The organism is Gemmobacter sp. (assembly GCF_016792925.1).
GTDB lineage: Bacteria > Pseudomonadota > Alphaproteobacteria > Rhodobacterales > Rhodobacteraceae > Gemmobacter.
In genome coordinates this window covers 21,594-35,386 of sequence record NZ_JAEULU010000064.1, presented here as the reverse complement: position 1 = coordinate 35,386, position 13,793 = coordinate 21,594, and the positions used below count along the sequence as shown (strand labels likewise).

The 13,793-nt window shown below is 63.9% G+C and carries 9 protein-coding genes; 6 read left to right on the top strand and 3 right to left on the bottom strand.

Annotated features, from left to right (window positions below):
• Positions 1-353 precede the first annotated feature (353 nt).
• The gene (locus JNN06_RS03625) at positions 354-1,937 is read right to left on the bottom strand and encodes a bifunctional metallophosphatase/5'-nucleotidase (RefSeq protein WP_291238235.1); all 1,584 of its coding nucleotides are present in this window, start codon (positions 1,935-1,937) and stop codon (positions 354-356) included.
• A 173-nt stretch (positions 1,938-2,110) separates the two neighbouring features.
• On the opposite strand from JNN06_RS03625, the gene JNN06_RS03620 reads away from it, so the two are divergent.
• Positions 2,111-2,449, top strand: coding sequence for a DUF952 domain-containing protein (locus JNN06_RS03620; RefSeq protein WP_291238234.1), 339 nt, complete (start codon positions 2,111-2,113; stop codon positions 2,447-2,449).
• Positions 2,446-3,507, top strand: coding sequence for a quinone-dependent dihydroorotate dehydrogenase (locus tag JNN06_RS03615; protein ID WP_291238233.1), 1,062 nt, complete (start codon positions 2,446-2,448; stop codon positions 3,505-3,507). The genes JNN06_RS03620 and JNN06_RS03615 overlap by 4 nt, the downstream gene beginning before the upstream one ends.
• 1 nt (position 3,508) lies before the next feature.
• Here JNN06_RS03615 and uvrB read toward each other — a convergent pair whose 3' ends face one another.
• Positions 3,509-5,689, bottom strand: coding sequence for an excinuclease ABC subunit UvrB (gene uvrB, locus JNN06_RS03610; protein WP_291238232.1), 2,181 nt, complete (start codon positions 5,687-5,689; stop codon positions 3,509-3,511).
• 324 nt (positions 5,690-6,013) lie between these two features.
• Entirely contained in the window at positions 6,014-9,340 is a 3,327-nt protein-coding gene (gene carB / locus JNN06_RS03605) for a carbamoyl-phosphate synthase large subunit (RefSeq protein ID WP_291238231.1), read from the bottom strand.
• A gap of 229 nt (positions 9,341-9,569) precedes the next feature.
• Between carB and JNN06_RS03600 the strand changes: the two genes are divergently transcribed.
• From JNN06_RS03600 to JNN06_RS03585, 4 genes are all read left to right on the top strand, one after another.
• Positions 9,570-10,682, top strand: a complete 1,113-nt coding sequence (locus JNN06_RS03600) for an aminodeoxychorismate synthase component I (protein ID WP_291238230.1) — start codon at positions 9,570-9,572, stop codon at positions 10,680-10,682.
• Complete coding sequence (locus JNN06_RS03595; RefSeq protein ID WP_291238229.1) at positions 10,628-11,269, top strand: aminotransferase class IV family protein; 642 nt, start codon at positions 10,628-10,630, stop codon at positions 11,267-11,269. Before JNN06_RS03600 ends, JNN06_RS03595 begins: the two co-directional genes overlap by 55 nt.
• A 73-nt stretch (positions 11,270-11,342) precedes the next feature.
• Positions 11,343-13,124 (top strand): aspartate--tRNA ligase, encoded by a 1,782-nt coding sequence (gene aspS / locus JNN06_RS03590; RefSeq protein WP_291238228.1) that lies wholly within the window; start codon positions 11,343-11,345, stop codon positions 13,122-13,124.
• 74 nt (positions 13,125-13,198) lie between these two features.
• Positions 13,199-13,705, top strand: a complete 507-nt coding sequence (locus JNN06_RS03585) for a DUF1993 family protein (RefSeq protein WP_291238227.1) — start codon at positions 13,199-13,201, stop codon at positions 13,703-13,705.
• The last annotated feature ends 88 nt before the right edge of the window (positions 13,706-13,793 follow it).

Sequence of the window (13,793 nt, the reverse complement as noted above, 5' to 3'; positions counted from 1 at the left end):
TTTGGGCAGCTCCACCAGATTGGCGGCAAAGATCCAGGTCTTGTACCAGATCAGATCCAGATCGGCCTGATAAAAACCCGGATCGGTATAGAAGGGGCGGGCAAGGCTCATGCCCTGCGGCTGGGCCTGCAAAAGGTCAAGAATCTGGCTGTGATCGGTCATCGCGAATGTCCTTCATGGCGGTGCGGCGCCATGAGGGGGAGGGGGCGCCGCTTGCGCTCAAATTCCATAGGAAGCGGGGCTGCGACAACGCCAGAAAAAGGTGCCTGATACATAACCTGAAATTATGTATACATGTATACATGATAAAGGCCCGGCCATGTGCCGGGCCTTCATGCGGGGGTTTTAGACTTTTACTTCACGGTGATGCGGCCATCGGTGAAGGGTTTGTAGGGCGCGTTCTTCGCGAGATACTCTGCCGTGACATCGGCCAGATCGGGGCCGAAATCATAGGCATCCCTGGCGTCGATGAACATCTTGTAGCCGTCGCCGCCGCCGCGCACATAGTTGTTCGACACCGCCAGATAGTCCTTGGCCGGGTCGATGGCCACGAAAGCGTCGCCCTCTTTCACCATGACATCCGAGATCCGGCTGCCTGCGGGTGCCTTTGGGTCAAACCGATAGGTCAGCCCGGCGACCTGCGGAAACCGGCCGCCGCCTTCCTCCACCTGACTCACGCCATTTTCCAGCGCGGCCACCACCGTCGCGCCCGTGACGGTGAAGGTGGAAAGCGTGTTCTGGAACGGCAGCACGGTCAGCACCTCGCCCATGGTCACCTCGCCCGCGTCGATGCTGGCGCGCAACCCGCCGCCATTGGTGATGGCAATCTGCGCGCCCTGATCCTTGACCCGGTCCAGCATCGCTTCGGCCACCAGATTGCCCATGGCGCATTCCATCGCCCGGCACGCCTCGCGCGAGCCGTCAATCGCCTCGGCCGTTTCAGCCACCACCTGCGCTTTCAACGCCTGAATCGGCCCGGCCAGCTCTTTGATTCGGGCCTCGAGCGTCGGATCGGGGGGGACCGATTGATCCAGCAGGATCGGTTCGCCCTTGGCTTCCTTCAGCACGCCACTGTCATCAAAAGTCAGGGTCAGATGGCCCAGATATTTCGAATAGGCATAGGCGGTCACCACCGGCACCGCGCCCACCATGGTCGGATAGGGGCCGGCGGCCTTCTCGTCGGTGTTCGATAACAGCGTATGCGAATGGCCGCCGACGATGGCGTCAATGCCGGGCACTGCCGCGGCGATCTCCTGATCGCGCTTGTAGCCCACATGGGTCAGCGCCACGATCTTGGTCACGCCAAGGCTTTCCAGATCGGCGACATCGCCCTTCAGACTGTCGATCTCATCCCTGAAAATGATGGTTTTTCCGGGGCTTGAGGTCTCTGGCGTATCGGTCGCCAGCGCCGAGATGATGCCGATCCTCTCGCCGCCCACCTCCAGCACCAGCTGCTTGTTCACCTTGCCGGCCAGCAGGTTGTTCTGGCTGAAATCCAGATTGCCCGAAACGAGCTGCGTCTTGGCCTTGTCGAGGAAGGGCAACACGCCCTCCGGCCCGTTGTCGAATTCATGATTGCCAAGCGCCATCGCGTCAAAGCCGATCGCCCCCATGAACTCGGCCTCGGCCACGCCCTTATAGGTGGTGAACATCAGGCTGCCCTGCGACTGGTCGCCCGCATCCAGCACGATCACATGGCCGCCCGCCGCCGTGATCTCCTGCCGCAGGCTGTTGACCTTGGCCGCCAGCCGCGCCACGCCGCCAAAGCAGCCATCCTCGGCGGCATCTTTCTCGGTGCAGGTGCTGTCATATTTGTTCACCGGCTCGATCCGGCTGTGAAAATCGTTGATATGCAGGATATGCAGCGTGTAATCCGCCTGAGCCGCGCCTGCGCCCAGGGCCATAACCGCTGCGGACAAAAGCCATTTCGCCGCCATGCCGAACTCCCTCAAAGGTTGATCCGTTCAAAGTGAGAGCCTGTCCGATTCATGTCAAAGTTTAATGATCAAATCGGCGGAACCTGCCGCGACGTCGCCCAAAGCATCGGCAATTTCCCGCCGGATGCGCCCACTGCATTGACCTTGAGCCTTGAGTGCGGCAAGACGGCCACATGCTGATCTACAAGATCCTCCGCCGCCCCGAATGGGATGCGTTCCGCGCCGCCGGTGAAACGGCGGGCGCGCCGGTTGATCTGGAGGATGGCTTCATCCATTTTTCCACCGCCGCGCAGGTGGCCGAGACCGCCGCCAAGTGGTTCGGCTCTGAAAGCGATCTGGTGCTGGTGGCCTTTCGGTCCGAAAGCTTTGGCGCCGACCTGAAATGGGAGCCCTCGCGCGGGGGCGCCCTGTTCCCGCATCTTTATCGCAGGCTGCGGCTGGCGGATGTGGTGTGGGACAAGTCGCTGCCGCTGGGCATTTCCGGCCATATCTTTCCCGAGGGCGTGATTTGACTCTGGCAGAAACCATCGGCCTTTGGGCCTTGCATCGTTGCGACCCCGAGCGCGCCCATGGTCTGTCGTTGGCGGCGCTGCGGGCAGGGCTGGTGCCGCTGCCCGGCGTGATCACCTCGCCCCGGCTGGAGACCCAGCTCGCCGGGCTGACCCTGCCCAATCCGGTCGGTCTCGCGGCGGGGTATGACAAGAATGCCGTGGCGCTGGCGCCGCTCCTGCGGTCCGGTTTCGGCTTTCTCGAGGTGGGGGCCGCGACGCCGCGCCCGCAGCCCGGCAACCCGCAGCCGCGCCTGTTCCGCCTGACCGAGGATCGTGCCGCGATCAACCGCTTCGGCTTCAACAATGAGGGCGCCTGTGCGATTTCGCCGCGTCTGGCGCTGCGGCCCAAAGGCCCGGTGCCGGTGGGCCTGAACCTTGGCGCCAATAAGGACAGCGCCGATCGCGCCGCAGATTTCGCAGCCGTTCTGGCCACTTGTGGGCCGCATATCGACTTTGCGACGGTGAATGTCTCATCGCCCAATACCGAAAAGCTGCGCGATTTGCAGGGCCGTGCGGCGCTGTCTGCGCTGTTGGCAGGGGTGATGGAGGTTCAGGCCGGGTTGGCCCGTCCGGTGCCGGTTTTCCTGAAAATCGCCCCCGATCTGGCCGAGGACGAGATCGCCGACGTGGCAGAGGTTGCGCTGGCCTCCGGCATTGGCGGGGTGATCGCCACCAATACCACGCTGTCGCGCGAAGGTTTGAAATCGGATCATAAGGGCCAGGCCGGGGGGCTTTCCGGCGCGCCATTGTTCGAAAAATCCACCCGGGTGCTGGCCCGTCTGTCGCAGCTGACCGAGGGGAAATTGCCTCTGATCGGGGTCGGCGGCGTCTCCTCGCCCGAGCAGGCTTGGGAGAAGATCCGTGCCGGTGCCACGGCGGTGCAGATCTATACCGCGCTGGTCTATGAGGGCCTGTCGCTTGCCGCCCGTGTTGCGCGCGGGCTGGAACTGATCGCCGCGCGCGAGGGCTTTGCCCGGGTATCGGACGCGACCGGGACGGGCCGCGACCGCTGGCTGTAACCTAACGGCGGCGCTTTTTGGTGCCGCCCCGCTGCCCGGCCCGCCCGGCGGTGGAGCGGCCCGAGGCCTTGGTCGCCTCCTCCACCGCCTCCTCGATCACCGATTGCCGCGCCAGCGGATCGTCCGAGACCGCCAGCTCCACCGCCTCCAGCCGCTTCACCTCGTCGCGCAGCCGCGCGGCCTCCTCGAATTCCAGATTTTCCGCAGCCTTGCGCATCTGCACCCGCAGCGCATCCAGATGGGCCGCGAGGTTGGAGCCGACCAGCGGCTTGTCGACCTTGGCGGTCACGCGCGACTGATCGGTATCGCCCTGCCACAGACCCGCCAGCACATCCTCGACGTTTTTCTTCACCGTCTGCGGCGTGATACCGTGCAAGGTATTGTAAGCCATCTGTTTTTCGCGCCGCCGGTTGGTCTCGGCCAAGGCGCGTTCCATACTGCCGGTGATGCGGTCGGCATACATGATCACCCGACCTTCGGCATTGCGCGCGGCGCGGCCGATGGTCTGGATCAGCGAGGTCTCGGACCGCAGAAAGCCTTCCTTGTCGGCATCCAGAATCGCCACCAACCCGCATTCCGGGATGTCGAGGCCCTCGCGCAGCAGGTTGATCCCCACCAGCACGTCAAAGGCCCCCAGCCGCAAATCGCGAAGAATTTCAATACGTTCGATGGTGTCGATGTCCGAGTGCATATAGCGGATGCGAATGCCCTGTTCGTGGAAATATTCCGTCAGGTCTTCGGCCATGCGCTTGGTCAGGGTGGTGACCAGCACCCGCAGCCCCTGTGCGGCAACGCGGCGAATCTCGTCCAGCAGGTCGTCCACCTGCATGTCGACGGCGCGAATTTCCACCACCGGGTCCAGAAGGCCGGTCGGGCGGATCACCTGTTCAGCAAAGACCCCGCCCGCCTGCTCCATCTCCCAGGCGGCTGGCGTGGCGCTGACGAAAATCGACTGCGGGCGCATCGCGTCCCATTCCTCGAATTTCAGCGGGCGGTTGTCCATGCAGGAGGGCAGGCGGAAACCATGTTCCGCCAGCGTGAACTTGCGCCGATAGTCGCCGCGATACATGCCGCCGATCTGCGGCACTGAAACGTGGGATTCGTCTGCAAAAACAATGGCATTGTCGGGGATGAACTCGAACAGCGTCGGCGGTGGCTCGCCCGGTGCGCGGCCCGTCAGGTAGCGCGAATAATTCTCGATCCCGTTGCAGACGCCGGTGGCCTCCAGCATCTCCAGGTCGAAATTGGTGCGCTGTTCCAGCCGCTGCGCCTCCAGCAGCTTGCCTTCGTTCACCAGATGCTCAAGCCGTTGTTTCAGCTCCAGTTTGATGCCCTTGATCGCCTGCTGCATGGTGGGGCGCGGGGTCACGTAGTGGCTGTTGGCATAGATGCGGATCTGTTTGAACACATCGGTTTTCGCCCCGGTCAGCGGGTCGAATTCCACGATGCTTTCCAGCTCGGGCCCGAAGAACGAGAACCGCCAGGCGCGATCTTCAAGGTGGGCGGGCCACACTTCCAGACTGTCGCCGCGCACCCGGAACGAGCCGCGCGCAAAACCCGCGTCATTGCGCCGGTATTGCTGCGCCACCAATTCGCCAATCACTTGTCTTTGTTCATACATTTGCCCCACGATCAGGTCTTGCGTCATGGCGGAGTAGGTCTCGACCGAGCCGATGCCATAGATGCAGGACACCGACGCGACGATGATCACATCGTCTCGCTCCAGCAACGCCCGGGTGGCCGAGTGGCGCATCCGGTCGATCTGTTCGTTGATCTGGCTCTCCTTCTCGATATAGGTGTCCGACCGCGCGACATAGGCCTCGGGTTGGTAGTAATCGTAATAGCTTACGAAATACTCAACGGCGTTTTCGGGGAAGAAGCCCTTGAATTCGCCGTATAATTGCGCGGCCAGCGTCTTGTTGGGCGCCAGGATGATCGCCGGGCGCTGCGTTTCCTCGATGATTTTCGCCATGGTGAAGGTTTTGCCGGTGCCGGTGGCGCCCAGCAGAACCTGGTCATGCTCGCCCGCCTCGACACCGGCGGTCAGCTCGGCGATGGCGCGCGGCTGATCGCCCGCTGGCTGGAACGGGGTCTGCATCACAAAACGGCGGCCGCCCTCCAGCTTGGGGCGGGTCAACACGTCGGGACGGGCGGCGGGGGCATTGGTATTGTTATGGGGCATGGCGACTCGCTGGGCTTGGCCCTCAACATGATCCGTTTTTGTTCCGGTTCAAGGGTGGTTGTGGCGACTTGCGGCCCGTCCTTAACCTTTTTGCAGGCAAGATTGGGAAGACGTAAAGAAAAACAGATCAATTTTTCGGATTACTCAGATCAATTGCGCATCTTTTAGTTGCAATGCGCCCGTGCCAGCGGCAGAGTTACGGGGCAAGCAACGCACTGTCGGCTGGTCGCACCACACCCACCCCACACCCCAGACCAGCCGACAGGACTTGCGCATGAAAAAGGGCCGGGAAATCCCCGGCCCTTTTCGCATCTCGCGGGGGCCTTAGCCCTGCAACGTCCGCACCCCATAGCCCTCGCTGCGGGCCTTCATCGCGGCGACGGCGGCGATGGCGGCGGCGGCGGTGGTGAAATAGGGGATCTTGTCCATCAGCGCGACGCGGCGGATGTCGCGGCTGTCGGCAATGGCCTGCGTGCCTTCGGTCGTGTTCATCACCAACGAAATCTCGTTGTTTTTCAACGCATCCACGATATTCGGGCGGCCCTCATAGACCTTGTTCACCGAGGTCGAGGCCACGCCCTGCGTGGTCAGCCAGGCCGCCGTACCGCGCGTGGCGACGATCTGGAAGCCCATCGCCACCAGCCCGCGCGCCGCATCGGCCATGGCATCGGATTTGTCCATGTCCTTGATCGACAAGAAAACCTTGCCGCTTTCCGGCAGATGCGTGCCCGCGCCCATCTGGGCCTTGAGGAAGGCCAGCGCAAAGCTGCGATCCCAGCCCATCACCTCGCCGGTGGAGCGCATCTCCGGCCCCAGCAGCGGGTCCACGCCGGGGAAACGGGCGAAGGGCAGCACGGCTTCCTTGACGCTGAACCAGGGCGTGATCGGGTTGGCCAGCGTCATCGCATCGGCCAGCGGCAGCACCGAATCGGGGCCGACATCGCCCGCATAGGGCGCGCGTTCGGGGAAGTTCGACAGGGGTTCCCCCGCCATCAGCCGCGCCGCGATCGAGGCAATGGCGCTATCGGTTGCCTTGGCGACAAACGGCACGGTGCGCGAGGCGCGCGGGTTCACTTCCAGCACGTAAATCACGCCATCCTTGATGGCGAATTGCACGTTCATCAGGCCCACCACATGCAGCGCGCGCGCCATCAGTACGGTCTGATGCTTCAGCTCGGCCACCGTTTCGGCGCTGAGCGAATGCGGCGGCAGGCAGCAGGCGCTATCGCCCGAATGCACCCCGGCCTCTTCGATATGTTCCATGATTCCAGCAACATGGACGTTCTCGCCATCACAAAGCGCATCCACATCCACCTCGATGGCGCCCGAGAGATAGCTGTCCAGCAGCACCGGGGTATCGCCCGAAACCTGCACCGCCGTGGCGATATAGCGCTCCAGCTGCTCGTCGCTGCGCACGATCTCCATGGCGCGGCCGCCCAGCACGAAGCTGGGGCGGATCACCAGCGGATAGCCCACGGCCTTGGCCACGGCAAAGGCCTCGTCGCGCGAGCGCGCCGTGCCGTTCACCGGCTGTTTCAGCCCCAGATCGTTCAGCAATTTCTGGAACCGCTCGCGGTCTTCGGCCAGATCAATCGCATCCGGCGTGGTGCCGAGGATCGGGATGCCCTCCTCATGCAGCGCATTGGCGAGCTTCAGCGGGGTCTGGCCGCCAAATTGCACGATCACCCCGTGCAGCGTGCCATTCTCCTGCTCTACCCGCAGGATTTCCAGCACATGTTCCAGCGTCAGGGGTTCAAAATACAGCCGGTCCGAAGTGTCGTAATCGGTCGAGACCGTCTCGGGGTTGCAATTGACCATGATCGTCTCATAGCCCTGCGCGGTCAGCGCGAAACAGGCATGGCAGCAGCAATAATCGAACTCGATGCCTTGCCCGATGCGGTTCGGACCCCCGCCCAGAATGACCACTTTCTTGGCATTGGAGGGGCGGCTTTCGCATTCCACATCGCCCATCGCGGGGGCCTCGTAGGTGGAATACATATAGGGGGTTTGGGCCTCGAATTCGGCGGCGCAGGTGTCGATGCGCTTGAACACCGCCTTCACGCCGAGATTGCGGCGGGCGCGGCGCACCTGACCCTCATCCCGGCCCGTCAGCTTGGCCAGACGTGCATCGGTGAAGCCCATCATCTTGACTGCGCGCAGGCCCTCTTCGGTCACCGGCAGGCCTTGGCTGCGGATTTCCGCTTCCATATCAATGATTTCGCGAATGCGCGCCAGGAACCACGGATCAAACGAGGTCACCTGCTGGATCTCGTCATTGGTCAGCCCATGGCGCATGGCCTGCGCGATCACGCGCAGCCGGTCGGGCGTCTGCATGCCCAAGGCCTTGAAGATCGAGGCCTTGTCCGGCGCGCCCGGAATGGCGAATTCGTCAAAGCCCGACAGCCCGGTTTCCAGCGAAGCCAGTGCTTTTTGCAGGCTTTCATGGATGGTGCGGCCAATCGCCATCACCTCGCCCACCGATTTCATCGCGGTGGTCAGGTTGTTTTCCGAACCGGGGAACTTTTCAAAAGCGAACCGCGGGATCTTGGTCACCACATAGTCGATCGAGGGTTCAAACGACGCGGGCGTGACCTTTGTGATGTCGTTATCCAGCTCGTCCAGCGTGTAGCCAATCGCCAGTTTCGCGGCGATTTTGGCAATCGGGAAGCCGGTGGCCTTCGACGCCAGCGCCGAGGAGCGAGAGACGCGCGGGTTCATCTCGATCACCACCATGCGGCCGTCAGCCGGGTTGATCGCCCATTGCACGTTCGAGCCGCCGGTCTCCACCCCGATCTCGCGCAGCACGGCAATCGAGCCGTTGCGCATGATCTGATATTCCTTGTCGGTCAGGGTCAGCGCCGGGGCAACGGTGATCGAATCGCCGGTATGCACGCCCATCGGGTCGATGTTTTCAATCGCGCAGACGATGATGGCGTTATCCTTGCGGTCGCGCACCACCTCCATCTCGTATTCTTTCCAGCCCAGCAGCGATTCATCGACCAGAACCTGCGCCACAGGCGAGGCTTCAAGCCCCGATTTCACGATGGCCTCGTAATCGTCGCGGTTATAGGCCACGCCACCACCGGTGCCGCCGAGGGTAAAGGCCGGGCGGATGATCGCGGGCAGGCCGACATATTCCAGCTGGGTCATTGCCTCGGCCACACCGGCGGCGATGTCGAACTTGCCGTTCACCTTGGGGGCGGCAATGATGGTGGCCTTGGGGTTTTCAAGGCCCAGACGGTCCATCGCCTCGCGGAACAGCTTGCGATCTTCTGCCATTTCAATGGCGGCGCGATTGGCGCCGATCAGCTTCACGTTGAACTTTTCCAACACGCCCATGTCATCCAGCGCCAGCGTGGTGTTCAACCCGGTCTGGCCGCCCATGGTGGGCAGGATGGCGTCAGGGCGTTCTTTCTCGATGATCTTGGCGACCACTTCGGGGGTGATCGGCTCGATATAGGTGGCGTCGGCCAGACCCGGATCGGTCATGATCGTGGCGGGGTTGGAGTTCACGAGGATGACCCGATAGCCTTCCTCGCGCAGCGCCTTGCAGGCCTGTGCGCCGGAATAATCGAACTCGCAGGCTTGCCCGATCACAATGGGGCCTGCACCGATGATCATGATCGAGGAGATATCGGTTCTTTTCGGCATGGTGGCCCCCATAAATGTGCTGCGCATATGCGCCCCCGCGCCCCATGGGGACGGCGGAAAGATTCTGGGCATCGCGCAAATTGTCGGGGGTTATAGTCAGCGCAGGCCGGGGCGCAAGGGCTTATCGCCGCGCATCCGATCCATCCGGTCGCTTGCGCACTGGCCGAGGGGCAGGGCGGGTGCTACATCGCGGGCAGCAACGGGGCGGGCAGCAACGGGAGTGTTTGACGTGATCCTGCTGGAACATGGGCCGGGTGGGCGGCCTGCCTTGTTCGATATGGCGCGCGAGGTGATCGTGGCGCGCGAGGGGGCGGAGCTGGCCCCGGCCCTGGCGCGGCTGGATGCGGCGCGGGCGGCGGGGGCCTGGGTTGCGGGCTATCTGTCTTACGAGGCGGGCTATGCGCTGGAGCCGAAGCTGGCCCCCTTGATGCCGGAGGGGCGCGCCCATCCCCTGCTGGCTTTCGGCGTCTATGACGCGCCACAAGCCGCGCCCGAGATCACCGGAACGGCCAGCCTGTCGCCGCTCAAGCCGCTTGTTTCGCAAGAAGATTATAACGCCGCCATGGCCCGGGTGATGGACTATATCGGTGCGGGCGATTGCTATCAGATCAACCTCACCTTCCCGATGGAGGCCATGCTGACCGGCGATCCGCGCGGGCTTTATGCCGCGCTGAAGGCTCGGCAAACCGTCGGCTATGGCGCGCTGATCGACCTTGGTATCGGCCCTGCCATCGTCTCGCGCAGCCCCGAGCTGTTCTTTTCCGTCACCCCCGGGGGCCGCATCGAAAGCCGCCCGATGAAGGGCACCGCCCCGCGCAGCCCCGACCCCGAGGAAGACGCGGCCCTGGCCGAGGCGCTGTGGCGCAGCGAAAAGGGCCGGGCCGAGAACCTGATGATCGTCGATCTTCTGCGCAACGACATCTCGCGCATCGCCCGCATTGGCAGCGTCAAGGTGCCCGAGCTGTTCTCGGTCGAGGCCTTCGCCACGGTGCATCAAATGTCCTCCCGCATCGTCGGGCAATTGGCCGAACCGCCCAGCCTTGCCCGGCTGATGCCCGCGCTGTTCCCCTGCGGCTCGATCACCGGGGCGCCGAAAATCCGCGCCATGCAGATCATCCGCGAGGTCGAGCCCTTCCCGCGCGGCGTCTATTGCGGCGCAATCGGCTGGATGGCCCCCGATGGCGCGGCGGTGTTCAATGTGGCGATCCGCACGCTCTCCATCTTTGGCGGGCGGGTGGTGCTGAACGTGGGCGGCGGCGTGGTGCAAGACAGCACGGCGCAAGGCGAATGGGAGGAAGCGCATTGGAAAGCCCGCTACGCATCGAGCCTCTGCCGGGGCTGAAGTTGATCGAGACGCTGTTGTGGGATGGCGCCACCTATCCGCGTCTGCCCCTGCATCTGGCGCGTCTGGCGCGATCTGCCACCACATTTGGGTTTGCCTGCGATCCGCAGGCGGTGACCGCCCTGCTGCCCCGCCCCGAGGGCGCGGCGCGCGTGCGCCTGACGCTGGATGCCTCCGGCCCAGAGGTCACCCTGGCGCCTCTGCCCGCCGCCGCCCCCCATTGGCGCCTCGCCCTCGCCGCCGAACGCCTCTCCAGCGCCGACCCGTTCCTGCGCCACAAAACCACCCATCGCCGCCTTTACGATACGGCCCGCGCCAATCTCCCCCCCGGCATGGACGAGGTGATCTTCGCCAATGAACGCGGCGAGGTCTGCGAGGGCACCATCACCAATATCTTCTTCGATCGCGGTCAGGGCCTGCGCACCCCGCCGCTGACCTCGGGCCTTCTGCCCGGCGTCTTGCGTGCCGAACTGGCCTGCCCCGAAGAACCCTTGCTGCTGGCCGACCTGCCGCAGGTCCGCCTCTGGGTCGGCAATGCCCTGCGCGGCCTGATCCCGGCGCAATTCCTGCCACAGGCCAATTCCTGACACAGACTTGACTTGGCCGCCCGCCCGGTGTGTATCGGCACCTCAGGATGAAAGCCTCGGAAAGGGGAGCGTGATGCACGCCTATCGCAGCCATACTTGTGCGCAACTCAACAAGGATCACGTGGGCCAGAATGTGCGCCTGTCGGGTTGGGTCCATCGCGTGCGCGATCATGGCGGCGTGCTGTTCATCGACCTGCGCGACCATTACGGCATCACGCAGGTGCTGGCCGACAGCGACAGCCCGGCCTTTGCCGAGATCGAAAAGGTCCGCGCCGAATGGGTCATCAGCCTGGATGGCGTGGTGAAGGCCCGCGACGCCGCCCTTGTGAACCCCAAACTGCCGACCGGCGAGATCGAGGTCTATATCAAGGGCATCCGCGTGCTGGGCGAGGCCGCCGAGCTGCCGATGCCGGTCTTCGGCGAGGTGGATTACCCCGAGGAAACCCGCCTCACCTATCGCTTCCTCGACCTGCGCCGCGAAAAGCTGCATGGCAACATGATGCTGCGCTCCAACGTGGTGCGGCACCTGCGCAACGCCATGTGGGATCAAGGGTTTAACGAGTTTCAGACCCCGATCATCACCGCCTCCAGCCCCGAAGGCGCGCGCGACTTTCTGGTGCCGTCGCGCCTGCATCCGGGCAAGTTCTACGCCCTGCCGCAAGCGCCGCAGCAGTTCAAGCAGCTGATCATGGTGGCCGGTTTCGACCGCTATTTCCAGATCGCGCCCTGCTTCCGCGACGAAGACCCGCGCGCCGACCGCTCGCCCACCGATTTCTACCAGCTGGATGTCGAGATGTCCTTTGTGGAGCAGGAAGACATCTTCGCCGCCGTGCAGCCGGTCATTCAGGGCCTGTTCGAGAAGTTCCGCCCCGATTGCAAAACCGCAACCGACTGGCCGCGCATCGCCTATCGCGACAGCCTGTTGTGGTATGGGTCGGACAAGCCCGACCTGCGCAACCCGATCAAGATGCAGATCGTCTCCGATCACTTCAAAGGCTCGGGTTTCGCCGTCTTTGCCAAGCTGCTGGAAAACGAAGGCACGCAAATCCGCGCCATCCCGGCGCCCACGGGCGGCAGCCGCAAGTTCTGCGACCGGATGAATGCCTTTGCGCAGAAAGAGGGCCTGCCGGGCATGGGCTATATCTTCTGGCGCGAGGCCGAAGATGGCTCGGGCATGGAGGCCGCTGGCCCTCTGGCGAAAAACATCGGGCCCGAGCGGACCGAGGCGATCCGTCAGCAGCTGGGCCTTGGCCTCGGTGACGCGGCCTTCTTCCTCGGCGGTAAACCCGAGCAATTTGAAGGCTTCGCGGGCCGCGCCCGCAACGAGATCGGCCGCGAGCTGGGCCTGGCGGAAACCGATACCTTCCGCTTTGCCTGGATCGTCGATTTCCCGATGTATGAGAAAACCGACGACGGCAAGATTGATTTCAGCCACAACCCCTTCTCCATGCCGCAAGGCGGGATGGAGGCGCTGCAAGGCGACCCGCTCGGCGTTTACGCCTATCAATATGATCTGGCCTGCAACGGCTATGAGCTGATTTCGGGCGGTATCCGCAACCACAAGCCCGAGATCATGTATAAGGCTTTCGAGCTGGCCGGTTACCCGAACAGCGAAGTGGACAAGCGCTTTGGCGGCATGGTCAAGGCGTTCAAATATGGCGCGCCCCCTCACGGTGGTTGCGCCATGGGCATCGACCGCGCCGTGATGCTGCTGGCCGATGAGATGAACATCCGCGAGGGCATCATGTTCCCGATGAACCAGCGCGCCGAGGATCTGCTGATGAACGCCCCCTCGGAGCCGACCAATGACCAACTGCGCGAGCTGCGCCTGCGGGTGGTGCCGAAAGAGGCGTAAGGCCGCTTTCCACCGCGCCCAAGGCCCGCTCCGCCGCCCGGCAGAGCGGGCTTTTCTTTATGGAAATCAGACAGATGACACCCGCCCTTTATACCGCCTCCGGTCCTGTCTTTGATCACTATCTGGGCCAGCTGGCCCGGCTGGTGGAGCGCAGCGCCGGGCGCGAGCAGATGCTGGCCGCGCGTCTGGCGCCCGACATGTTCACCGCCGCGCAGCAGGTGGCGACGGCGGCAGGCTTTGCCCTGCGCATCGCCTGCCCGCTGGCCGGGGCCGAGCCGCCGCCCGACGGCCCGCTGGTGCTGGACCGGATCGGGCTGGGCCGCCGCCTCGCCTCCACCCGGCAAAGCCTTGCCGCGCTGGACCCTGCCGCCTTTGCCGGTGCCGAAACCCGCAGCGTCCGCCACCGCGCGGGCTTTGCCGAACTCACCCAGAATGGCAGTGATTTCCTGCATTTGTTCGGCATGCCGAATTTCCTGTTCCATGCCAGCATGGCCTTTGCCGTGCTGCGCCAACAGGGGCTGGAGATCGGCAAGGCCGATTTCGACGGGCTGCATGATTATCCGCACGGCTTCCGCTTCTGACGGCAAATTGTCGCGGATGGCTGGGCTCGCGCGGGGCAGGGGGCTTTCAACCCGCCCCGCAACCCCTATGTTGGGCGGGACCGGACCA

What these genes read in the sequence shown, in the direction of transcription:
- JNN06_RS03625 (WP_291238235.1), bottom strand. Translation starts at nt 1,937, where the DNA reads ATGGCGGCGAAATGGCTTTTGTCCGCAGCGGTTATGGCCCTGGGCGCA.
- JNN06_RS03620 (WP_291238234.1), top strand. Translation starts at nt 2,111, where the DNA reads ATGCTGATCTACAAGATCCTCCGCCGCCCCGAATGGGATGCGTTCCGC.
- uvrB (WP_291238232.1), bottom strand. Translation starts at nt 5,689, where the DNA reads ATGCCCCATAACAATACCAATGCCCCCGCCGCCCGTCCCGACGTGTTG.
- carB (WP_291238231.1), bottom strand. Translation starts at nt 9,340, where the DNA reads ATGCCGAAAAGAACCGATATCTCCTCGATCATGATCATCGGTGCAGGC.
- JNN06_RS03595 (WP_291238229.1), top strand. Translation starts at nt 10,628, where the DNA reads ATGGGAGGAAGCGCATTGGAAAGCCCGCTACGCATCGAGCCTCTGCCG.
- aspS (WP_291238228.1), top strand. Translation starts at nt 11,343, where the DNA reads ATGCACGCCTATCGCAGCCATACTTGTGCGCAACTCAACAAGGATCAC.
- JNN06_RS03585 (WP_291238227.1), top strand. Translation starts at nt 13,199, where the DNA reads ATGACACCCGCCCTTTATACCGCCTCCGGTCCTGTCTTTGATCACTAT.